This is a genomic window from Pelagerythrobacter rhizovicinus (assembly GCF_004135625.1).
Taxonomy (GTDB): Bacteria; Pseudomonadota; Alphaproteobacteria; order Sphingomonadales; family Sphingomonadaceae; genus Pelagerythrobacter; species Pelagerythrobacter rhizovicinus.
In genome coordinates this window covers 459864-480881 of sequence record NZ_SDPV01000002.1, presented here as the reverse complement: position 1 = coordinate 480881, position 21018 = coordinate 459864, and the positions used below count along the sequence as shown (strand labels likewise).

The following is a 21018-nucleotide window of genomic DNA, read 5'->3' as shown; positions in this document are numbered from 1 at the left end:
CTCGTATAGGGCGCGGTCATGACCCGCTTTCTCACCACCGTCGTGCTGGCGCTGGCCTCGCTCGCATCGACCGCGCAGGCGCAGGAGCCGCCGAAGCTGAATCTCACCATCGAGCAGCGCACCGCCCTGCGCTGCTCGGTCGCCTTCGCTTTGGTCGCCGAAGGGCAGGCCCGCGGCGATGCGGCGATGACCGCTTACCCGGCCATCGGCGAGCGAGGGCGCGAATTCTTCGTCCGCACCTCCGCGCGGATCATGGACGAGACCGGCCTGAGCCGCGACGCGGTCGCCGGGCTCCTCGGCGCGGAAGTCGAATCGCTGCGCGAGGAAGGGGCGCTCGATCGGGCCATGCCGCCCTGCATGCTGCTGCTCGACGCTTCGGGGCTGTAAGGGCCGTTCAGTGCCCGGTCAGGCACTCTGGGACACCCTTCGCCCGCGAACGAATCGGAGAACGACCATGCGTATTCTCGCTCTTTGCGCGGCCGCTGCGCTCGCGTTTCCGGCGGCCGCCAGCGCCTCCGAACCCGCGCCGCTGCCCGATTTCGAGCTACACGACGCTCCGCTCTACGCGCCCGAGGCCGAATACGAGGAGCCCCTGTCGCAGCGGCTCGCCGACCCCGCGGTGCAGAACGAGCTTGCCAGCACCGTCGCGGTCCTGGGTGAAATCCTGCTCGACATGCCGCTGGCGCCGATCGTCGAGCCGATGGCCGAAATTGCCGGCCGCGATCCCGGCAGCGTGGATCCCGATCTGACACTGCGCAAGATGCGGCCCGAGGCGAGTGACGTGCCCGCCCGCGTCGCCCGCGATCTGCCGCGCGCTATGGGTGCTATGGCGTCGATGACCGACAGCCTGGAAGCGATGCGCCCGGCGCTCCGCGAAATGGCTGAGCGGCTGGAATTCGGCATCGATCAGGCGACCCGCAGTCCCCGCTGACGCAGCGCCTGCGTAAAACCCTGTTTTGCCTCTCCTGGCACTGTAGACGGCCCCGCGCGCTTGCGGCATGAGCAGGGGCGCATATGTGGCGCCTCTATCAGTTCCCCCTCTGTCCGTTCAGTCGCAAGGTCCGCCTGCTCCTCAGCGAGAAAGGCGTCGGCTACGAGCTGTGGCGCGAGAACCCGTGGGACGCGAGCGACGAGTTCTGGGCGCTCAACCCGGCCGGGCGGACCCCGGTGCTCTACGATCCGGAACGGCGCCTGGCCCTGTCCGACAGCCGCGCGATCTGCGAGTATTTCGAGGAGACGGTCGACAAGGCGCCGATGATCAACGGCACGGCTGCCAACCGGGCGGAAATCCGCCGGCTGGTGGCGCTGTTCGACGAAAATTTCTTCGGTGACGTCACCATGCCGCTGCTGCACGAGCGGATGAAGAAACGCCTCGTCCTGCGCCAGCCCCCCGACTCGCGGATCCTGCGCGAGGCGATGAAGCTGGCTCACGGGCACCTCGACTACATCGACTGGCTGATCGACAACCGTACCTGGCTTGCGGGCGCGACGATGAGCCTGGCCGATCTTGCCGCCGCGGCGCAGATCTCGGTCGCCGACTACCTCGGTGGAATCGACTGGACCGGGCACGAGCAGACGCGCGGATGGTATTCGGTGTTCAAGAGCCGCCCTTCGTTCCGCCCGCTGCTGTCGGAGCGGATGGAGGTGATCCAGCCGCCGCGCCACTACGCCGAACTGGACGTTTGATTTTGCGATGAGTCCCCGTGAAGACGGGGACCTCAGGCCACTGGTATTACATTGATTGCCTGAGGCCCCGGCCTTCGCCGGGGCTCGCACCAGGATTGGAGATTCGCGATGCCCGACAAGATCCAGCTTTCCGATGCCGAATGGCGCGAACGCCTGACGCCCGAGCAATACCACGTACTGCGCGAAGGCGGGACCGAGCGCGCCTTCACCGGCAAGTACGAGAAGAACAAGCAAGCCGGCGAGTACCGCTGCGCCGCCTGCGGGCAGCTCCTGTTCGACAGCGCCGCCAAGTACGACAGCGGCTCGGGCTGGCCGAGCTTCACCGCGCCGGCCGAAGGCGACGTGGTCGAGGAGCATCGCGACACCTCGCACGGCATGGTGCGGACGGAGGTCGTCTGCTCGAAGTGCGCGGGGCACCTGGGGCATGTCTTTCCCGACGGTCCGGGCCCCGAGGGACTGCGCTATTGCATCAATAGCGCCGCACTGGATTTCCGGCCCGAGGATTAATCCTGCCGCCCGTTCACGCCGGGTTACAACTCCCCTATGCATCGGGCACGCGACGGGTAATCGGGCTGCGGTCCGCAACGAGGTAAGCGAATACTGATGGCGAAGCGGGGGAGCCGGCGGAAAGCGGTAAAGTCGACCGGCGGGGAAGCGAGCGGCTGGCGGCTGTGGGCGCGCCGGCTGGTGATCTGGGGCGGGGCCCTGGCCCTCTTGGGGGCGCTGTTCCTCGGTCTCGCCGTGGCCTTCGCGGCGCGCTCGCTACCGAGCTATGCCGAACTCAAGGCGACGCAGAATGCGCAGACGATCGTCGTGCGCGCGCGCGACGGATCCGAGATTGTCGAACTCGGGCCCAGCTACGGCGAATGGCTCGACAGTTCCGAGATCCCGCAGGTGATGAAGGATGCGATGATCTCGGTCGAAGACCGGCGCTACTACTCGCATTTCGGGGTCGACCCCTACGGTCTGGCGCGGGCTCTGTGGGTGGCGATGACGGGCGACGGACGCATCTCCGCGACCTCCACGATTACCCAGCAGCTCGCGCGCAATATCTTCCTGAACTCCAACCGGTCGCTCGATCGCAAGCTGCGCGAGGCGGTTCTGGCATTCGCGCTGGAAAGCAAGTTCTCGAAAGAGCAGATCCTCGAACTCTATCTCAACAAGGTCTACTTCGGCGGCGGCGCCTACGGCGTCGACAGCGCGAGCCGAAAGTTCTTCAGCCACCCGGCGACCGAGCTATCGACGGCCGAAGCGGCGATCATCGCCGGGCTGGTGAAAGCGCCGAGCCGCTATTCCCCCACTGCCGATGTGGAGGCCGCGGTCGGGCGCGCGAACGTCGTGCTGCGGCTCATGCGCGAGCAGGGGCGCATTTCGCCGAGCGAGGCAAACGTCGACCCCTCCGCCGTGAATCTCAAGGAGGAGCGCGGCCAGAACTCGGTACGCTATTTCACCGACTGGGTGCTTCCGCAGCTCGACCTTCTGCTGCCTGAAACGTTCGAGCCGATCGAGGTGTGGACCACGATCGACGTCGGCATGCAGCGTGCGGCGACCGCGGCGATAAAATCGAACACGCCGAGCGGCGCGCAAGGGGCGCTTGTCAGCCTCGATCGCGACGGCGCGATCCTCGCGATGGTCGGCGGAACCGACTACGTCGCGACCAACTACAACCGTGCGGTGAACGCGCTGCGCCAGCCCGGTTCGGCATGGAAGCTGTTTGTCTACCTCGCGGCGCTCGAGGCAGGCTACACACCCGACGACCGCGTGGTCGATGCGCCGGTGACCATCGATGGGTGGAGCCCGCGGAACTCGGGCGGAACCTATGCCGGCGAGATCGATCTGCGCGCGGCTTTCGCCTATTCGAAGAACACCGTCGCGGCACAGCTCGGGAACGAGGTGGGTTTCGGCACGGTCGCTTCGATGGCCAAGCGCTTCGGCATCACGACCCCGATTTCGACTTACCCGGCAATGGTGCTCGGCAGCTCGGAAGTGCGTGTGATCGACATGACCCGGGCCTTTGCAGCGATTTCCGCGGAGGGGACTTCGGTCGAGCCCTACGGCATCGTCAAGGTGACGACGGCGGATGGCGAGTCGCTCTACCAGCACGAGCCGCCACGCTCGACAACGCTGGTGCCTGATTACGTCACCGCCGGGATCACCGATCTGTTGCAGACCACGGTCAACACGGGCACCGGCCGCGCTGCGCAGATCGGGCGGCCCGTCGCGGGCAAGACCGGCACCACGAACTCGAACAAGGACGGCTGGTTCCTCGGCTTCTCCAGCGGGATCACCACCGGCGTGTGGATGGGCCGCGACGATGCCGATGCGGTGCCTGGACTGCAGGGCGGGCGGGCTCCGGCGCAGGCGTTCTCGGCCTACATGCGATATGCGGTGAAGGACCGCCCGGTCGAGCAGTTCGACACCGAAGTGCAGCTTCCCGAATGGCAGCTGGAGCCGGACGACGAATACTACTACGGCGAGCCGGACGACTATTACTACATCGACGAGCAGGGGAACCTGATCGAGCCGGGCAGCCCGGACGAGCCCGGCGAGTTCCCGTTCCCGATCGAGGGTGAAGTGCCGCCGGCAGACCGCCCGCGCCAGCCGCCGGAAGCGGCGGGCGACGGCGGCGATCCAGGCCAGGCGGCAAGCGATGAGTTCCTCGATCGCGCGACCGGTCGTGCCGAGCCCCAGAGCCGCGCATCCCCGCCGCCGATCCGCCTTCAGCCCCGTCCGCCAATGGCCAGCCCGCAGCCCGGCGTCGGCGGCACTGACTAGGGCCCTGGCCCCCGGGTCTCTCGCAGCGCGCCTCCTGCGACCCGCACCGCCACGCGATAGCGCCGGCGGTGTGGGGCGCAAAAGAAAAGGGCCCTCCCGAAAGAGGGCCCTTCTCTGTTTACGCGTGCGAGGGGCCGATCAGCGGAGCCGGATCGGCACGTAGATTGCCGGCTGACCGCGCCGCTGGACCCGCAGGAGGACGGCCTGGCGCCCGCTTTCCTGCGTCTCGCGCACGGCCTGCTCCAGATCCGCCACGGAGGCGACGTCGTTGTAGTTGGCGCTCAGCAGGATATCGCCGCGCTGCAGGCCCTTGCGGGCCGCATCCGCATTCGGATCGACCGCCGCGACGATCACGCCGGCGGTGTCCGCCGACACGCCGAGCTGGCGCCTGATCGACGGCGTGAGTTCCATCACCTGAAGGCCGAGGCTCTCCCCGATCACCCCGCCTTCGGTTCCTTGCGGAACTTCCGGCTGTGCATCGGGATCGAACATCTGCTGCTGGGCGAGTTCTTCTTCGCTGGGGCGCTTCCCGACGGTCACGTTCACGCGCCGCCGCTCACCGTCGCGATAGAGCTCGATCGGCACCCGTGTACCCGGGGCGATATTCGCGACCAGGAACGAGAGCGTCTGATCGGGCGTCACGTCCTGTCCGTTCACCTTGACGACGACATCGCCAGCGCGAATGCCGGCCTCGTCGGCAGCTGCGCCCGGCTCGACCGACTGCACGAACTCGCCGCGGCTGCGATCCAGGCCGAGCGAGTCGGCCAGATCGTCGGTCACCTGCTGGATCCGCACTCCGAGATAGCCGCGCTCGATCTCCTCGCCCTCGCGGAGCTGATCGACGATCGGGGCGGCAATCTCGGCCGGGATCGCGAAGCCGATGCCCACGCTGCCGCCGGTCGGCGACAGGATGGCGTTATTGATGCCGATGACGTTGCCGCGCATGTCGAACAGCGGACCGCCCGAGTTTCCGCGGTTTATGCTCGCATCGGTCTGGATATAGCGGTCGTAGGGTCCGCTGCCGGCGGTGCGCAGCACCGAAGACACGATGCCGGAGGTGACCGTGCCGCCGAGGCCGAACGGGTTGCCGATCGCGATCACCCAATCGCCTGCGCGGGTTTGCCGCGAATCGCCGAACTCGACGAACGGGAACGGCTCGTCGCGGTTGATCTTGAGGACTGCGAGGTCAGAGGCGGCATCCGCCCCGACCAGCTCCGCCGGATACTCGGTGCCGTCGGGCATGGTCACGGTGATTTCTTCCACCGTTGCACCACGTCCGGGCGGGCTGATGACGTGGTTGTTCGTCACCACGTAGCCGTCGGCCGAAACGATGAACCCCGAACCGAGCGACTGCCCCTCGCGATACTGCGGCTGCTGCTGGCCGCCGCGTCGGCCGAACAGCCCCTCGAACGGCGTGCCGGCGAACGGGTTCATGCTCTGCACTTCGATCCGCTGCTTGGTCGAGATGTTGACCACCGCGGGCTGAAGCTGGGCGGTGAGCTCGGCGAAGCTTTCGGGCGCGCCGGCGCGCGGCACCGCGCCAGCGATGCGGCTGTCGTCGTTCTGTGCAACCTGGGCTCCCGCAGGATGCCCGGTGGCGAGCGAGATCGCTGCGCCGCCGACAAGGAGCGCCGAAGTCAGGCCATAGGCGTATTTCACGGGCGTCACTTCCTTATGCTTCCTCTCGTAATCGTCAGTCTCAATACCCACGCAGGGGCGGCTCAGTCCCGGTGCCGGATAGATGGCATCGTGCCCTGAACCCGACTTGAATATCCGCGCGTCAGCGCTGTCCCCGGAACTGGCGCAGGTACTCATTGTCCGGCGAAAGGATCATCGTGCTTTCGCCTCCGCCTTGTTCGAACGTACGGCGGTAGCTCTCCATCGCCCGGTAGAAGTCGTAGAACTCCGGGTCCTTGCCGTAAGCCGCCGCATAAGTGGATGCGGCGTCGGCTTCGGCCTCGGCGCGAATGATCTGCGCGTTCTTCTGTCCCTGCGCGCGGATCGTCGCCGCTTCCTCCTCGCGATCGGTTCGCATGCGCGTGAAGGCGGCTGCGAGCGGGGCGCCGTCGGGCAGGTCGGCGCGCTTGATCCGCACGTCGATCACCTGCGCCCCGTAGCTGCGTGCCTCGCGGTCGAGTGCGTCGCGGATCGCCGCCATCGCCGTCCCGCGCTCCGCCGTCAGCAGAGAGGCGAAGGGCCGTCGTCCGAGTTCCTGCCGCAGCACCGAGGTGAGAATCGGCGACAACTGCGTCCGCAGGATCTCTTCCGAACCCGCGTTCTCGACCATCAGCACGGGGTCGATGATGCGGAAGCGGGCATAGGCGTCGACCTGCAGCCGCTGCTGGTCGCTCGAAAGCACCTGCTGCCGCTCCATGTCGAGATCCAGCACGCGCTTGTCGATCATCTGCACGCGTTCATAGCCCGGGATGCGTAGCACGATGCCCGCGCCGGTCTGACCATAGGGTGCGTCGGGCTGGAACTGGTTGGCGACGCGGTCCGGCCGGCCGCCCTGAATGATGACCGCCTGATGCGTCTCGGGCACGATGGCGATGCTCGAAAGCAGCGCGAGGAGCGCGATGCCGAGCGCAATGACGCTGCCTTTATGGTCCTGCCAGATGCGGGTCATGTCACTGTCCCTCCGGGGTGGTTACCGCCGGGGGCGGAGTCGATGCTCGCGAGCGGCGCTGCACCTCGGGCAGTGGAAGGTACGGGGTGACACCTTCTGCTTCGATTATGGTCTTGTCGGTCTGGCTCAGCACGCTTTCCATCGTTTCGTAATAGAGCCGCTGGCGGGTGACTTGGGGCGCCAGGCGATACTCTTCGTAGATCTGGTCGAACGCCGCCGCGTCGCCTTGCGCCCGCGCAAGCACGCGCTGGGCATAGGCGCGCGCGCTGTTGACGGCGGTTTCCGCATCCTGCTGGGCAGCCGAAACGTCCTTGAACGCCTCGACCACCTCGACCGGGGGATCGGTCTTCTCGATCTCGATGCCCTGCACGGCGACGCCTGCGCGATAGGCGTCCAGAATCGTCTGCATGCGGGTGCGCACGCGTTCCTCGATCTCTGCGCGACCGGCGCCCGACAGGACGCTGTCGAGTTCCTGCTCTGCAACCGAGGCGCGCATCGCAGCCTCCGCCACTTCGCGGATCGTCTCCTCCGGATCGGCGAGCTGGAACCTGAATTGCTTCAGGTCCTTGATGTTCCAACGGATCAGGTAAGAGAGGTCGACCAGGTTCTGGTCGCCGGTGAGAATCAGCTTTTCCTCGTCAGTGCCGGGGATGCTTTCCGAACGGATCTGGCTGACGTTCTCGATTTCCACCACCTGGATCGGCCAGGGGAACGTGAAGTTGAGGCCTGGCGAGAGCGTGTGCGAGTATTTGCCGCCGAGCCAGGTCACGATTCCCTGTTCGCGCGGGGCGACCTGGTGAATGCTGGTGACGAACAGCCAGATCGCGGCGATCGCGGCGATCGCCAGCGGGAACCAGCTGCGTCCGCCGGGCCCCTCGGGAAGGCGAAAGCGGGGTCCGCCGCCGCCACGGCGCGGGCCTTCGGGGCCGCGATGCTTGAAGATATCCTCGATATTGGCCGATCGGCGCGGCTCGTCGCCTCCGCCGCCGGGAAGCCAGGGATTGCGTGGGCCGCGCGGCGAATCCTCGGCCGGCGTCTCGTCCGGCGTCTCGCCGTCCTTGCCGCCGCTTCCCCCCGGTTTGCCGCCCCACGGGCTCTTGCCGGCCATCGCCAGCGCTATGCGTTTCTGAAAACCGCCCAAGATGTTCATGGCAGCCTTTATAGGTGGCGATCGCGGGAAAAACAGGGGTTGCGCCGCCGATTTTGGTGCTAGTGACGCGCGCGATGACCGATGAGGAGTTGAAAGCCCGCCTGCCCGCCGCAATTGCCGCGCGGGTGCGATCGCTGCGCATTGCCGAAGGCAGGGTCACTGCAATCCTCGATGCGTCCGGTCTCGACGCGCAGGGCCGCAGCGATATCGAGGCAGCGGTGAAAGACACGCTCGGCCGAACGGAGGGCGTGGCGGAGGTTCGGGTTGCGATGATGGCCGACCGGCCGGCACGCCGGATCATTGCGATCGGGTCGGGCAAGGGCGGCGTCGGCAAGTCGACGCTGACGACGAACCTCGCGGTCGCTCTCGCCAGAGCCGGGCGGAAGGTAGGGATCGTCGACGCGGACATCTACGGTCCCTCGCAGCCGAAGCTGCTCGCGAACGAGGGCGAGCGCCCGGTGGCGGAGAACGACAAGTTGGTGCCGGTCGAAAGCCGGTGGGGGGTTCGCGTGCTCTCGATGGGGCATCTGGTCGAGCCCGGCCGCGCGATCGCCTGGCGCGGCCCGATGGCGGGGCGTGCGCTGGGCCAGCTCATCGACGCGCAATGGGGCGATACCGAACTGCTGCTGGTCGATTTGCCGCCCGGAACCGGAGACGTGCAGCTGACCATGCTCCAGCGTTTCAAGCCGGCGGGGGCGGTGATCGTGTCCACCCCGCAGGACCTCGCGCTTATCGACGCGACACGGGCGATGCAGATGTTCGAGGCGGGGGGCGTGCCGGTCGTCGGTCTGGTCGAGAACATGGCCGGCTATGCCTGCCCCCACTGCGGAGAAATCAGCGATCCGTTCGGGGCCGGCGGGGGCGAAGCCACGGCGGCGGAAAAGGGCGTGCCCTTCCTCGGGCGCATTCCGCTCGCCCTCGGGATTCGCGAGGCAAGCGACACGGGAACGCCGCCTGCCGCCGGTGATGACGCGCATGGAGAGGCGTTCCGCGCGATCGGGGACAGGCTCGTCCGCTGGCTCGACGGGGCGGACACCTGAGATGCAAGTCAGCCGCCGCGGAATCCTTGTAGGTGCCGCGGTCGGCGGGGGGCTGCTCGTCGCCTGGGCGCTGCGCCCGCGCACCTTTCCCGATCCCCTCCCGCCGGGGCGCGGCGAATACGCATTCGGCGCCTGGCTCAAGATCGCGCGGGACGGTGTCGTCACCGTTGCCGTGCCGCAGCTCGAAATGGGACAGGGCGTGACGACGATCCTGCCGCAGGTGGTTGCGGTCGAGCTCGGTGCGGACTGGCGGCAGATTGCCGTCGAGCCCGCACCGCCGAGCGGTGCCTACGCCAATGTGCCGCTGGCCGCCCGGTGGGCTCCGCTGTGGATGCCCCTCGCCCCCGGGCTGGCGGGCGAGCCGGACGATCTGCTGGCGAAGCGCTACGCGCAGGAGGCGCGTTTCGCCGCGACCGCCGAGGGCACGACGCTTGCGGCCTACGAGCGCCCCTGCCGGGAGGCTGCGGCTTCGGCACGCGCGGTGCTGTGCATGGCAGCGGCCGACCGGTGGGGCGTTGCCTGGGAAGAGTGCGAGGCCGCTGACGGCCTCGTGCGCCACGGTGAGAAACGGTTGCGTTTCGCGGAACTTGCGGAGGAAGCCGCGGAGCTTGCGCCTCCCGATCCGCCGCCCCTGCGCCCGCTTCCCGCTTCCGAGACACCGATCGCGGGCGAGGCGGATGCGGCGACCTCCTATCCGCGGCTCGACTTGCCGGCAAAGGTCGATGGCAGCTTCCTCTTTGCCGGAGACGTGCGGCTGCCCGGCATGGTCTATGCGGCGATCAGGCATGGGCCGGTGGCGGAGGCCAAGCTGTCGCATTTCGAGCCGCGCCGTGCCGCGCCTATCGCCGAACTGGTGCAGGTGGTGGAAGGCAAGCGCTGGCTCGCCGCGGTCGCGACCAACTGGTGGGCGGCCGATCGCGCCGTGGAAGCCATGCGCCCGCGTTTCCGTGTCACCGCGCCGATCGAATCGGGAGAGATCGAGGCGACGCTCGATGACGCAATCCGGCGGGGGACCGGAGAAGCGGTCGCGCTACGCGGGGACGGTGCCGAGTGGGCCGAGGCGCCCGATCTGGCTCTGCGCTACGATGTCGCGCCGGGCACGCACGCAACGCTCGAGACCGCGAGCGCGACCGCACGCTTTGCCGATGGCCGCCTTGAGCTGTGGATCGCGAGCCAGGCACCCGAACGGGCACGCGGCGCGGCCGCAGAGGCGCTCGGGCTCTCGATATCCGACGTGATTCTCTATCCCATGGCGGCAGGCGGCAGCTTCGATCGACGGCTCGAACATGACCACGCGATCGAGGCGGCGCTGATCGCGCGCGAGGTCGGCGAGAAACATGGCCGCCCCGTCCAACTCGTCTGGTCGCGGTGGGAGGAGCAGCTGGCCGGGCGGCCTCGTGCCCCGGTTTCCGCGATCGTCTCTGCCAGGGTCCGCCCCGGCGGAAATGGGGAGGTAACGGCGCTCAGGGTGCGGCTCGCCATGCAACCGGCAGCACGCGAGTTCGGCCGCCGCCTGTTCGACAACGAGACGAGCTGGGCCGCGATACGGAACAGCGCCGGGGAGATCGACCACATGGTGACGGCAGGCGCACTGCCGCCCTATGCGATCCCCAACGCCACGGTCGAGCACATTCCGGTCACGACGGGAATGCCCAGCGGCCGGATGCGCGCCAATTCGCACGGCTACACGGCATTCTTCATCGAGTGCTTCCTGGACGAGCTGGCCGCGCGGAACGGGCGCGAACCGCTGTCGTATCGGGTGGGAATGCTGGGCGACGACGCGCGCATGGTCGAATGCCTCCAGCGCGTCGCGCGGCTCGCCGAGTGGGATGGCGGATTGGACCAGAGCGGGAAGGGCCTGGCTTGCCACCGGATGGGCGAGGCCGAGACGGGGGGGCGGATCGCCTGTATCGCTACGGCGCGCCAGGACGAGGGCGGTGTGCGGGTAACGCGCCTTGCCGCGGCGGTCGACATCGGGCGGATCGTCAATATCGGCATCGCGCGCCAGCAGATCGAGGGCGGGCTGGTCTTCGGCATGGCGCAGGCGCTCGGCGCGGCGGTCGAATACCGGCAGGGGCTGCCGGTCCAGGGCCGGCTCGCCGACCTGAACCTGCCGCTGCTGGCCGACGTGCCGGAGATCGAGGTGGACTTCGTTGCGAGCGAGGCGGAGCCGTTCGATCCGGGCGAGCTCGGCGTGGCTGTTGCCGCACCGGCGATCGCCAACGCGCTTCATTCGGCAACCGGGCTTCGCCTGCGCCGCCTGCCGCTGCTATCGGGGGGTCTATGACCTGGCAGGAACAGAACGTCCCACGCGATCACCCAAGGGTGAGGAGCGGGCGCGTGGGCGTTCTGCTCGTCAATCTCGGCACGCCCGACGCGCCGGACGCGGCGTCGGTGAAGCGCTACCTCGCCGAGTTCCTGTCCGACCCGCGCGTGGTCGAAATTCCGCGGCTCGCGTGGCAACCGATCCTGCGCGGCCTCGTGCTCACCACGCGGCCGAAGAAGAGCGCGCACGCCTATCGCCAGGTCTGGACCGAGGCCGGCTCGCCGCTCGCGGCGATCACCGCGGAACAAGCGGCGAGCCTGCAGGAGCGGCTCGGCGACGCGGTGCGGGTCCGGTGGGCCATGCGCTACGGCCGCCCGGCGATCGGTGACGAGCTTCAGGGCCTGATGGACGAAGGCTGCGAGCGGATTCTGCTGGCGCCGCTCTATCCGCAATACTGCGCCGCGACGACCGCGACGGTTGTGGACAAAGCTGCGGACAAGCTGCGGAAAATGCGTTGGCAACCGGCGTTGCGCACGCTGCCGCCGTACCACGACGATCCGCTCTACATCGACGCGCTCGCCCGCGACGTGGGCGCGCAGCTCGATGCGCTGGACTTCGCCCCGGAGGTTCTGCTGCTGAGCTTCCACGGCATGCCCGAGCGGACGCTCCACCTGGGCGATCCCTATCATTGCCATTGCCGCAAGACGGCACGGCTGCTGGAGGAAGCGCTCGGGCGGACGGATTTACGGATAAATACCACGTTCCAAAGCCGTTTTGGCCGGGCGAAATGGCTCGAACCCGCGACCGACAGGACGCTGATCGCAGAGGCACACAAGGGCACCAAGCGGCTCGTCGTGGCCGCACCGGGCTTCTCCGCCGACTGCCTCGAAACGCTGGAGGAGCTGGCGATCCAGGGCCGCGATCAATTCCTCGGCGCGGGCGGTGAGCGGTTCGCGGCGCTGGCCTGCCTCAACGCGCGCGAGCCGGGGATGGACATGCTGGAGGCGCTGGTGCGCCGCGAACTTGCGGGCTGGATTTAACCGCGCGGATTACTTACACTGCGGTAAGTAAGGAGGTCCGTTGCCATGGCCACGCTTGCCGAACCCGCGCTTTCCGCCCATGCCCCGGCCGAGGCCGCGCCGCGCCACTGGCGCGAGAACGTGCTGACCGACGCCGACGTCGCGCACATTCCCGGCGAGGGTGGATGGCCGGTCGTCGGCAACACCTTCCGCATGCTCGCCGATCCGCACGCCTTCACCCGGCGCATGGTCGAGACGTATGGCCGGGTCTACAAGAGCAGGGCCTTCGGCGGCTGGAACATCGCGCTCGTGGGGGCGGATGCCAACGAGCTGGTGCTGTTCGACCGGGAGAAGCTGTTCTCGTCCGAACAGGGCTGGGGGCCGATCCTCGACCAGCTGTTCCCGCGCGGGCTGATGCTGATGGACTTCGACCATCACCGTGCCGATCGCCGCGCTCTGTCGATCGCGTTCAAGCCGGGACCGATGCGGCACTATGCCGGCAGCCTCAATCGCGGGATCGCGCAGGCGGTGAAGGGCTGGGGCGGCGCGCCGATGCAGTTTTACCCCGCGATCAAGCAGCTTACGCTCGACCTCGCGGCGGACAGCTTCATCGGCATCCCATGGGGACCGGAAGCGGACCGGATCAACGAGGCCTTCGTCTACATGGTCCAGGCCTCGGTCGCGCCGATCCGCAGGCCGCTGCCCTTCACGCTGATGCGCAAGGGCGTGAAGGGGCGCGAATTCCTGGTCGACTATTTCACCAAGGAAACCCATCGGCGCCGCGCCGAGGGCGGCGGGCAGGACATGTTCAGCCAGTTCGCCACCGCCACGCGGGAGGACGGCTCGATGCTGCCGGTCGACGAAGTCGTCGACCACATGAACTTCCTGATGATGGCGGCGCACGACACGATCACCTCGTCTGCGACGACGCTCGTCTGGCTGCTGGCGAAGCATCCTGAGTGGCAGGAGCGGCTGCGGGCCGAGATCACCGCGGTGACCGGCGGCAGCGGAGACATCGGCTACGACGATCTCGGCAAGCTGGAGCTGACCGAGATGGCGTTCAAGGAAGCGCTGCGGATGATCCCGCCGGTCCCCTCGACGCCGCGCCGCGCGCTGCGCGAGTTCGAGTTCGGCGGCTATCGCATCCCCGCCGGCGCGCCGGTCGGCATCAACGCGCAGTTCGTCCACCGCATGGAAGAATACTGGCCCGATCCCGCCCGCTTCGATCCGATGCGCTTCACGCCCGAAGCGGTCAAGGAACGGCACAAGTACGCCTGGATCCCGTTCGGCGGCGGGGCGCACATGTGCCTCGGGCTCCACTTCGCCTACATGCAGGTGAAGATCCTGATGGCGCAGCTCCTCACCCGCTACGAGATCGCGATCGAGCATGGCTACGAGCCGCAGTGGCAGCCCTGGCCGATCCCCCGGCCCAAGGACGGTCTGAAGGTGACGTTCAAGCCGCTGTGAGCCCGTGTCCCCGCGAAGGCGGGGACCTCATGCCACTGGCGCTTGGTAAGCGATGGGAGGCTCGGCGACAGCACGGACCACCCATGTCGTTTCGCTCCAATCCTCCCCAACGACTTGCGTTGGGGAGGGGGACCGCGAGACGCGCAAGCGGCTCGGGGTGGAGGGGCCTTGCGCCACTTCGCCCCTCCGACCGACGCCTGCGGCGTCGCCCACCTCCCTATCGCAAGTCGATGGGGAGGATCTTTCCCAAGCGGCTTGAGGCCCCCGCCTTCGGGGGGCTCGTGCCAGTTAGAAGTCGATCGCGATGCCGTTCTTCACCCAGTCGCCGTAGCGGGTTGGGCTGAGTTCCTCGTCCTGCTTGCCCGCCTCGGGCTTGGGCGGCGGCGCATCGCTCCAGTGGGCGGGCTTCTCGAACGTCTCGGGCCGTTTGGTTGCGCGTTTGGGCATGACCGCAAGATGCGCGCACTGGCGGGCCGGCGCAAGGGCGTCTAGGGCGCGGCGATGGCTGAAATTCCCGGACTGCCCGCGCGCCGCGCCGCGCTGCATATGCTCGACGCGGTCCTGCGCCGGGGCGAGACGCTCGAGCAGGCGGAAGGCGCCGCGCTGCGTTCTGTGCGCGCCGCGCCGGACCGGGCTCTCGCGGTCGCCATCGCAAGCGAGGCGCTGCGCTGGCTGGTCGATTTCGACGCGCTGATCGATAGCGCCACGAACAAACGTTTGCCCGACGACGCCAAGCCGCGCGCCGTGCTGCGGCTGATGTTGGCGCAGTGGCTTCGCCTCGGCACCCCGCCGCATGCGGTGATCGCGACTGCGCTGCCGCTCCTCGGCGTCGGCCCGCGGCGACTGGCGCACGGCGTATTCTCGACGCTCGCCAAGCAGAATGCGGCCTTGCCGGAAGTGCCGACGCTGCCCGAAGCCGCTCGCACGCGGTGGGGAGAGGCAGCGGCGCGGATAGCCGCCGGGCTGGCCGATCCGCCGCCGCTCGATCTGGCGCTGCGCGATCCGGGCGAAGCGACCAGTCTCGCCGTCCAGCTCGGCGGCGAATCGCTCGCGTCCGGCCACGTCCGTCTGCCGCGCGGCACGCCCGTCGAGCAACTGCCCGGCTTCGCAGGCGGCGGCTGGTGGGTGCAGGATCTTGCGGCCTCGCTGCCGGCGCGCCTGCTGGGCGGCGGAGAGGGGAGACACGTGCTCGATCTCTGCGCCGCGCCGGGTGGCAAGACGCTCCAGCTCGCCGCCGCCGGGTGGCAGGTAACCGCGCTCGATGTGTCGAAGCGGCGGCTCGATCTGCTGAAGGACAACCTGAAGCGCACCGGGCTGAAGGCAGGCGTCGTTCGCGCCGATGCTCTGACTTGGGAGCCGAAGCACCGCTTCGATGCGATCCTGCTCGACGCGCCCTGTACCGCCACCGGCACCGCGCGGCGCCACCCCGACGTGCTCCACCGCATCGGCCCGCGCCAGATCGCCGAAATGGCCGAGCTCCAGACCGCATTGCTCGCCCGCGCCGCAGAATGGCTCAAGCCCGGCGGCGTCCTGGTCTACGCCAGCTGTTCGCTCGAACGCGAGGAGGGCGAGGAGCAGCTCGGCAAAGTGGATCTCGAGCCGCTGCCCATCCGGGCCGAGGAACTGCCTGCCGACATCTCGCCGGCGCCGGAGGGCTGGGTCCGTACCGACCCCGGCATGTTGGCCGAAGCGGGCGGCCTCGACGGATTCTTCATCGCACGTTTCCGCGCCTGATCCGCAGCCGAGGCCGCCCGCCCCGTTCGATCAGCCGCCCCGGGTCTCGTTCCAGTAGCGGTAGAGCCCCTCGACATCCGCGCTCGTGAGCAGCGGCATGGCGCCGTGCAGCCGGTCCTCCGGCCAATTCCACCACTGCATCTCGAGCAGCATCGCGATCTGCCTCTCGTCGAACCGCTTGCGGATTGGTTTGGCCGGATTGCCGCCGACGATCGTGTAGGGCTCCACGTCGCGGGCGACGAGCGCACGCGTGCCGATGACCGCGCCATCGCCAATCGTCACGCCCGGCATCACGATCGCCTCGGAACCGATCCAGACGTCGTTGCCGATCACCGTGTCGCCGGCGGGCAGAAAGCCGTTCCGTGCGCCTTCGAACGCCGGCACCTCGGGCATCCAGAAGAACGGGAAGGTGCTGATCCAGTCGTTCCGATGGCCCTGGTTGCCCGCCATGATGAAGGCGGCGCCCGTGCCGATCGAGCAGAAACTGCCGACGATCAGCTTGTCCGCATCGTCATCGGGCAGGATGAAGCGCGCGCAATCGTCGAAGCTGTGGCCGTGGTAGTAGCCGGAATAGTAGCTGTACCGCCCGACGCGGATGTTCGGCTGGGTCACCTGCCTGTCGAGCGTGATGCCCCGGAAGGGGCTTTCGAAGAAATTGGTCATGAAAGTACCTGCTGCATCGCCGGCGCGAACGCCGGACTTCTCGAGATAATACGAGGGTGCGCCGGGGAGCCGCAGGGCTCCCCGCTGTCGTTCCTGGCGTCAGCGACGCGGGAACACGATGCAGATGGTACAGTCTGCCGCCTTCATGCCGGGCGCTATGCCGCGCCGCGGCGCGGCGGGCAAGCCCGGCGGTCCAGGGCCAGGACCCTCAGGCCTTCACCTTGTCCTGAAAGCTCTTCCGCAGCTTCATCAGCTTGGGCGGGATCGTCGCGAGGCAGTAGGGGTTCCGCTGGCCTTCGCCTTCCCAGTATTCCTGGTGGTAATCCTCGGCCGGATACCATTCGGAAGGACCCTCGATGGTGGTGACCGCTTCGCCGTCGTGTTCGGCGTTCCAGCGTGCGATCGCCGCCTCCGCCTCGGCACGCTGGGCATCATCGAGCGGGAAGATCGCGCTGCGGTACTGGGTGCCGACGTCGTTGCCCTGGCGGTTCAACTGCGTCGGATCGTGGGTGCCCAGGAACACGTCGTAGATTTCGGGCAGGGTGATGACGTCCGGGTCGTAGGTCACCCGGATCGCTTCGGCGTGACCGGTGTCGCCGCTGCAAACCTGCTTGTAAGTGGGGTTCGGCACCGTGCCGCCGGTATAGCCGCTCTCGACCTCGTTCACGCCGATCACGTCGCGGAACACCGCCTCGGTGCACCAGAAACACCCGCCGGCAACAATCGCCTGTTCGCTGCTCGCCATCGAAATTCTCCTTCGTCCGGGGAGATAGGCAGCGTATGCGGACTTGTCATCGCTCCGCCCGGTCGTAAGACTGCGCGCGGTTCAATCGGGGAGAGAATCCGATGCGTTTCCTGTTCGCCGCCGCAGTTCCGTTTGCCGCTTTCGCCCTCTCTGCTCCCGCGCTCGCGCAGGAGAGCGTGGATAGCGCCGCGCTCGAGGCAGCGGTCGCCGATCCGAATCGCGACGCCGATCGCGCACGCGACGAATTCCGCCATCCTGCGGAAACGATCGCCTTCTTCCGCATCGCGCCGGACATGAAGGTCGGCGAATATGCGCCGGGCGGCGGGTGGTACTCGCGCGTGCTCGGCAATTACCTCGGTGACGAGGGCAAGCTCGTCGGGCTCTATTTCTCCCCCGAGTCGGGGCCCTTCGATGCGGAGAGGCAGGCCGGCATCCGCGAGGGCGCGGCGGCGTTTCCCGCGAAGGCCGCCGAGTGGACCGGCAAGCCGGCGACGAGCTTCGCCGGTTTCACCCTCGAGAACGTTGGCGACGCGGAGAAAGGCACCTTTGACCGCGTGCTCGTGATCCGCATGCTGCACAACATGATGCGCTGGAACATCGCCGACAGCGAGCTGAAGGAAATGCGCGCGCTGCTCAAGCCCGGTGGAATGCTCGGGATTGTTCAGCATCGCGCGAAAGCCGATGCGCCGGCCGACTACGCCGACGGTAGCAAGGGCTATCTGCGGCAGGAGGATGTCGTCCGGTTTGTAGAGGCGTTCGGCTTCGAGCTGGTCGCCGCGAGCGAGATCAACGCCAATCCTAACGACACTGCCGATCACCCCGAAGGCGTATGGGAAATGCCACCCACGCTGGCCACCAAGCGGGAGGAGCTCAAGGCGCTCGGCGAAAGCGACCGGATGACGCTGCTTTTCCGCAAGCGCTGATTCGACCTAGGCCGAGATTAGGCCCGGTCCGAATGGACTCTGCGGGCCTGCGCCGGTAATCGCGCGGGCATGAGCGAAATCACCGTTGCCGCCCTGCAGCTCGATCTCTCGTCGAGCGACGAGCAGGAGAACATCACCGCCGTGTCCGCGCTGGTCGAGGACGCCGCGCGGCAGGGCGCCCAGATCGTGCTGCCGCCCGAGCTCTTCTCCGGCCCCTACTTCTGCAAGGTCGAGGACGAGGGCCTGTTCGCCCTCGCGCGGCCGGTCGCCGAGCATCCCTCCGTCGCCGCAATGCAAGCGCTGGCGAAGAAGCTCGGTGTCGCGATCCCGACCAGCTTCTTCGAGCGCGACGGGCACCACTACTACAACACGCTCGCGATGATCGGTGCCGACGGCGAGATCATGGGGACTTACCGCAAGAGCCACATCCCCGACGGCCCCGGGTATGAGGAGAAGTACTACTTCCGCCCCGGGAACGACGGCTTCAAGGTGTGGGACCTCTTCGGCACGCGCATCGGCGTCGGCATCTGCTGGGACCAGTGGTATCCCGAAAGCGCGCGCGTCATGGCGCTGATGGGGGCGGAGCTGCTGTTCTACCCCACGGCGATCGGATCCGAGCCCTACGACGCCGATCTCGACACGAGCCGCATGTGGCGCCGCGCGATGCTCGGCCATGCGGTGTCGAACTGCATGCCGGTGATCGCGGCCAACCGCATCGGCACCGAGGACGGGCAGCGGTTCTACGGCAACAGCTTCGTGGCCGACGAGTGGGGCGACTTCCTCTGCGAGTATGGCGCCGAGCAGACCGGCGCGCTGGTGGCGAAGATCGACCTCGCGCGCGCCGCGAAGCACCGCGCGGGCATGGGCTTCTTCCGTGACCGCCGCCCGCATCTCTACCGCCGGATCTGCGAGGACATCTGACCGCGCATCGCTATCTGGTGGCGCTCGGCTCGAACGTCCGCCATCCGCGATACGGGCCGCCGCGCCGGGTGATCGCCGCGGCGCTCGGCGAGCTGGAAGCGGCGGGTGCCTGGATCGTCGCACGCTCCGCCATGTTCGACACGGCGCCGCTCGGCCCCTCGAACCGGCGCTACGCCAATGCCGCCGCGGTGATCGAGAGCGCGCTGCCGCCCGAGGAGATGCTCTCCGCGCTCCAGCGAATCGAGCACGCCTTCGGCCGCCGCCGCCGCGGCCGGCGCTGGCGTGCCCGCGTGCTCGATCTCGATCTCGTGTTGTGGAGCGGGGGCAGCCACCGCACCGAGCGGCTGACGATCCCCCACCCCGAATTCCGCCGCCGCACTTTCGTCCTCGCGCCGGCCGCCGCAATCGCGCCGCGCTGGCGCGACCCGGCAACCGGGCTGACGCCGCGCCATCTCCATGCCCGCTTGACCCGCCCGCGCCCCCTGCCTAGGTGAACCCCCTCGGCGCCGAAGCGCAACGTGGGCCCTTAGCTCAGTCGGTAGAGCAACTGACTTTTAATCAGTAGGTCGCTGGTTCGAACCCAGCAGGGCTCACCAAGTTTTCAAGGTGTTAGGTTATTCGGGTTTCGTCTCAGCAAAACTTAGCAACCACCTAACTACCACGCTGCGCTTAATTTTTCCGCGTTTGGGGGTTCTGATGGCAGGCGTCGACCTCCTATGCCTAGACCGACGTCAATTATTGGCGGGTGGGCGGCTTGCGAACAAGGGGAAACCAGGCTCGACATATCCTGCCTTAAGCTTTCGGTTCAGTTCTTTGCGGCCACCGCTTTGATAGATGAAGCCACAGAGAAGTTGCGGCGGAATTTCATGCCTCATGGCGTATTCGAGTTCTCTGGCGATCGACCACCTTTCTTGTCGAGAAATAACGCTATCCTCCTCGTATAAACCCATAAGAAGTAGGTGAAACGTGCGATCTCGGATACTTTCTGTTTTTGTACTCCTCGTTGCTCGTATCCTATTGATCAACTCGGCCAATTCCCAACTGGGTTTGTAGTCATGTAGGTTTCTTCCCAGCGCGTAAATTTCTCGCCGAAGGAAATTTTTAGCGTCTTCATTTTTAGACATTCCGAATCGATGGCCCTCTGCGAATGAGCTGGTTCGGCGCCGATCATGTTCTCTCCAAATTTCCGTCAAAATTTGCTCGACCTCTCTCTTCGTGAGGGCCGACGAGCGACCCCCAAACCGTCGCTGGTAAATAGGTCGCTCAGTCATCACACAATCCTCGTGTCATGCAAAAAGCATGACACCTCCGTGGGCCTAGTTCAAGAAAATACTTTCGCCGTCGGCGAGCTAGGTTGCAGGCATGACAAACGACAGAACGATCGAGAAAATCGGATCAGGTGCCGAGTGGCTTACGGAGGCGCAAACTGCCGAACGTCTCAACATGAGCGCCAAATATCTGCAGAAATGTCGATACGCTGGTGGAGGCCCGAAGTTTGCTAAGTTCGGATCGGCAGTTCGCTATTCTATTGCAGATATCGAAGCTTTCGAGCGTTCCAGTCTTCGGGATAATACCTCGGAGCGGACCGGCACTCGGAGCGCCGAATGAGCCGCCGGTTCAAGAGCCCGCGCAAAGCCGCATTGGCAGTGCTCAACAGTGGCACCCGCTTGACGACAAAAAGCGGACGTTTCCTGGGTCAACTCGTTGCCGTTGATCCTCCGCGGCTTACCCCCAACCAATTAGCGTGGCTCGGCGACCTGCTCGATAAGGCTAGCTTGCCCCCAATGCGCGATTGGGACGGAAGGTGATCGCCAGGCCCAGTCTGAGATCGGTGGTCGGCTTCTTCTTTCGAGCCAACCTTTCTAGGCCATCCAATCAGCGGCAGAGGGACGGTCCACCACGGGGTTAGTGCCCGTAAAGTCCGGCCAGGCACCCGCAAAAACATTCGAGAGATTTCTGCAGAGAACGAGCGTGCAGAACGGCGGTCAGAGGATCTGCCGACG

At 67.1% G+C, this 21018-nt stretch carries 20 protein-coding genes and 1 tRNA gene; 15 read left to right on the top strand and 6 right to left on the bottom strand.

Features of this window, described 5'->3' with window-relative positions:
- Positions 1-18 precede the first annotated feature (18 nt).
- The 5 genes from ETX26_RS10195 (at position 19) to ETX26_RS10175 (ending at position 4461) form a co-directional block, all read left to right on the top strand.
- A complete protein-coding gene (locus ETX26_RS10195; RefSeq protein WP_225425726.1) occupies positions 19-387 on the top strand; it encodes a hypothetical protein in 369 nt (122 codons plus the stop codon).
- 67 nt (positions 388-454) lie between these two features.
- Entirely contained in the window at positions 455-931 is a 477-nt protein-coding gene (locus ETX26_RS10190) for a hypothetical protein (protein WP_129524582.1), read from the top strand.
- Positions 932-1014: 83 nt separating this feature from the next.
- Positions 1015-1686: a glutathione S-transferase family protein gene (locus tag ETX26_RS10185; protein WP_129524581.1), complete on the top strand. Its 672-nt coding sequence runs from the start codon at positions 1015-1017 to the stop codon at positions 1684-1686.
- Between the two features lie 108 nt (positions 1687-1794).
- Positions 1795-2193, top strand: coding sequence for a peptide-methionine (R)-S-oxide reductase MsrB (msrB, locus tag ETX26_RS10180; protein ID WP_129524580.1), 399 nt, complete (start codon positions 1795-1797; stop codon positions 2191-2193).
- A 96-nt stretch (positions 2194-2289) separates the two neighbouring features.
- Complete coding sequence (locus ETX26_RS10175; RefSeq protein ID WP_129524579.1) at positions 2290-4461, top strand: transglycosylase domain-containing protein; 2172 nt, start codon at positions 2290-2292, stop codon at positions 4459-4461.
- Positions 4462-4599: 138 nt separating this feature from the next.
- Here the strand turns inward: ETX26_RS10175 and ETX26_RS10170 are convergent, their stop codons facing one another.
- The 3 genes from ETX26_RS10170 to hflK form a co-directional block, all read right to left on the bottom strand.
- Complete coding sequence (locus ETX26_RS10170; RefSeq protein WP_225425803.1) at positions 4600-6120, bottom strand: Do family serine endopeptidase; 1521 nt, start codon at positions 6118-6120, stop codon at positions 4600-4602.
- A gap of 121 nt (positions 6121-6241) precedes the next feature.
- A complete protein-coding gene (hflC, locus tag ETX26_RS10165; protein WP_129524577.1) occupies positions 6242-7087 on the bottom strand; it encodes a protease modulator HflC in 846 nt (281 codons plus the stop codon).
- 1 nt (position 7088) lies between these two features.
- Complete coding sequence (gene hflK / locus ETX26_RS10160; protein ID WP_225425724.1) at positions 7089-8237, bottom strand: protease modulator HflK; 1149 nt, start codon at positions 8235-8237, stop codon at positions 7089-7091.
- 74 nt (positions 8238-8311) lie between these two features.
- Here hflK and ETX26_RS10155 point away from each other — a divergent pair, with 74 nt between their 5' ends.
- The 4 genes from ETX26_RS10155 to ETX26_RS10140 are packed head-to-tail and all read left to right on the top strand — an operon-like array spanning position 8312 to position 14029.
- Positions 8312-9277: an Mrp/NBP35 family ATP-binding protein gene (locus tag ETX26_RS10155; protein WP_129524576.1), complete on the top strand. Its 966-nt coding sequence runs from the start codon at positions 8312-8314 to the stop codon at positions 9275-9277.
- 1 nt (position 9278) lies between these two features.
- On the top strand, positions 9279-11564 hold the full coding sequence (locus ETX26_RS10150) for a molybdopterin cofactor-binding domain-containing protein (RefSeq protein WP_129524575.1): 2286 nt from the start codon (positions 9279-9281) through the stop codon (positions 11562-11564).
- Positions 11561-12583 carry a ferrochelatase gene (hemH, locus tag ETX26_RS10145; RefSeq protein ID WP_129524574.1) on the top strand — a complete coding sequence of 341 codons (1023 nt, stop codon included), beginning with the start codon at positions 11561-11563 and terminating at the stop codon, positions 12581-12583. The genes ETX26_RS10150 and hemH overlap by 4 nt, the downstream gene beginning before the upstream one ends.
- Positions 12584-12628: 45 nt before the next feature.
- Positions 12629-14029, top strand: coding sequence for a cytochrome P450 (locus tag ETX26_RS10140; RefSeq protein ID WP_129524573.1), 1401 nt, complete (start codon positions 12629-12631; stop codon positions 14027-14029).
- 288 nt (positions 14030-14317) lie between these two features.
- Here ETX26_RS10140 and ETX26_RS10135 read toward each other — a convergent pair whose 3' ends face one another.
- Positions 14318-14476: a DUF1674 domain-containing protein gene (locus tag ETX26_RS10135; RefSeq protein WP_129524572.1), complete on the bottom strand. Its 159-nt coding sequence runs from the start codon at positions 14474-14476 to the stop codon at positions 14318-14320.
- 54 nt (positions 14477-14530) lie between these two features.
- On the opposite strand from ETX26_RS10135, the gene ETX26_RS10130 reads away from it, so the two are divergent.
- Positions 14531-15763, top strand: coding sequence for an RsmB/NOP family class I SAM-dependent RNA methyltransferase (locus ETX26_RS10130; RefSeq protein ID WP_129524571.1), 1233 nt, complete (start codon positions 14531-14533; stop codon positions 15761-15763).
- 30 nt (positions 15764-15793) lie between these two features.
- Here the strand turns inward: ETX26_RS10130 and catB are convergent, their stop codons facing one another.
- Both catB and msrA read right to left on the bottom strand, forming a co-directional pair.
- Positions 15794-16426, bottom strand: coding sequence for a type B chloramphenicol O-acetyltransferase (catB, locus tag ETX26_RS10125; protein WP_129524570.1), 633 nt, complete (start codon positions 16424-16426; stop codon positions 15794-15796).
- Between the two features lie 208 nt (positions 16427-16634).
- The gene (msrA, locus tag ETX26_RS10120; RefSeq protein ID WP_129524569.1) at positions 16635-17171 is read right to left on the bottom strand and encodes a peptide-methionine (S)-S-oxide reductase MsrA; all 537 of its coding nucleotides are present in this window, start codon (positions 17169-17171) and stop codon (positions 16635-16637) included.
- Positions 17172-17272: 101 nt separating this feature from the next.
- Between msrA and ETX26_RS10115 the strand changes: the two genes are divergently transcribed.
- The 5 genes from ETX26_RS10115 (at position 17273) to ETX26_RS10095 (ending at position 20623) form a co-directional block, all read left to right on the top strand.
- The gene (locus tag ETX26_RS10115; RefSeq protein ID WP_129524568.1) at positions 17273-18094 is read left to right on the top strand and encodes a class I SAM-dependent methyltransferase; all 822 of its coding nucleotides are present in this window, start codon (positions 17273-17275) and stop codon (positions 18092-18094) included.
- A gap of 69 nt (positions 18095-18163) precedes the next feature.
- Positions 18164-19015: an N-carbamoylputrescine amidase gene (gene aguB / locus ETX26_RS10110; protein ID WP_129524567.1), complete on the top strand. Its 852-nt coding sequence runs from the start codon at positions 18164-18166 to the stop codon at positions 19013-19015.
- 17 nt (positions 19016-19032) lie between these two features.
- Positions 19033-19509, top strand: a complete 477-nt coding sequence (gene folK / locus ETX26_RS10105; RefSeq protein WP_263853382.1) for a 2-amino-4-hydroxy-6-hydroxymethyldihydropteridine diphosphokinase — start codon at positions 19033-19035, stop codon at positions 19507-19509.
- Positions 19510-19535: 26 nt separating this feature from the next.
- Positions 19536-19611 (top strand) — tRNA-Lys (locus tag ETX26_RS10100).
- 766 nt (positions 19612-20377) lie between these two features.
- Entirely contained in the window at positions 20378-20623 is a 246-nt protein-coding gene (locus ETX26_RS10095; RefSeq protein WP_129524565.1) for a helix-turn-helix domain-containing protein, read from the top strand.
- The last annotated feature ends 395 nt before the right edge of the window (positions 20624-21018 follow it).

What these genes read in the sequence shown, in the direction of transcription:
- ETX26_RS10195 (WP_225425726.1), top strand. Translation starts at nt 19, where the DNA reads ATGACCCGCTTTCTCACCACCGTCGTGCTGGCGCTGGCCTCGCTCGCA.
- ETX26_RS10190 (WP_129524582.1), top strand. Translation starts at nt 455, where the DNA reads ATGCGTATTCTCGCTCTTTGCGCGGCCGCTGCGCTCGCGTTTCCGGCG.
- ETX26_RS10185 (WP_129524581.1), top strand. Translation starts at nt 1,015, where the DNA reads ATGTGGCGCCTCTATCAGTTCCCCCTCTGTCCGTTCAGTCGCAAGGTC.
- msrB (WP_129524580.1), top strand. Translation starts at nt 1,795, where the DNA reads ATGCCCGACAAGATCCAGCTTTCCGATGCCGAATGGCGCGAACGCCTG.
- ETX26_RS10175 (WP_129524579.1), top strand. Translation starts at nt 2,290, where the DNA reads ATGGCGAAGCGGGGGAGCCGGCGGAAAGCGGTAAAGTCGACCGGCGGG.
- hflC (WP_129524577.1), bottom strand. Translation starts at nt 7,087, where the DNA reads ATGACCCGCATCTGGCAGGACCATAAAGGCAGCGTCATTGCGCTCGGC.
- hflK (WP_225425724.1), bottom strand. Translation starts at nt 8,237, where the DNA reads ATGAACATCTTGGGCGGTTTTCAGAAACGCATAGCGCTGGCGATGGCC.
- ETX26_RS10155 (WP_129524576.1), top strand. Translation starts at nt 8,312, where the DNA reads ATGACCGATGAGGAGTTGAAAGCCCGCCTGCCCGCCGCAATTGCCGCG.
- ETX26_RS10150 (WP_129524575.1), top strand. Translation starts at nt 9,279, where the DNA reads ATGCAAGTCAGCCGCCGCGGAATCCTTGTAGGTGCCGCGGTCGGCGGG.
- hemH (WP_129524574.1), top strand. Translation starts at nt 11,561, where the DNA reads ATGACCTGGCAGGAACAGAACGTCCCACGCGATCACCCAAGGGTGAGG.
- ETX26_RS10140 (WP_129524573.1), top strand. Translation starts at nt 12,629, where the DNA reads ATGGCCACGCTTGCCGAACCCGCGCTTTCCGCCCATGCCCCGGCCGAG.
- ETX26_RS10135 (WP_129524572.1), bottom strand. Translation starts at nt 14,476, where the DNA reads ATGCCCAAACGCGCAACCAAACGGCCCGAGACGTTCGAGAAGCCCGCC.
- ETX26_RS10130 (WP_129524571.1), top strand. Translation starts at nt 14,531, where the DNA reads ATGGCTGAAATTCCCGGACTGCCCGCGCGCCGCGCCGCGCTGCATATG.
- catB (WP_129524570.1), bottom strand. Translation starts at nt 16,426, where the DNA reads ATGACCAATTTCTTCGAAAGCCCCTTCCGGGGCATCACGCTCGACAGG.
- msrA (WP_129524569.1), bottom strand. Translation starts at nt 17,171, where the DNA reads ATGGCGAGCAGCGAACAGGCGATTGTTGCCGGCGGGTGTTTCTGGTGC.
- ETX26_RS10115 (WP_129524568.1), top strand. Translation starts at nt 17,273, where the DNA reads ATGCGTTTCCTGTTCGCCGCCGCAGTTCCGTTTGCCGCTTTCGCCCTC.
- aguB (WP_129524567.1), top strand. Translation starts at nt 18,164, where the DNA reads ATGAGCGAAATCACCGTTGCCGCCCTGCAGCTCGATCTCTCGTCGAGC.
- ETX26_RS10095 (WP_129524565.1), top strand. Translation starts at nt 20,378, where the DNA reads ATGACAAACGACAGAACGATCGAGAAAATCGGATCAGGTGCCGAGTGG.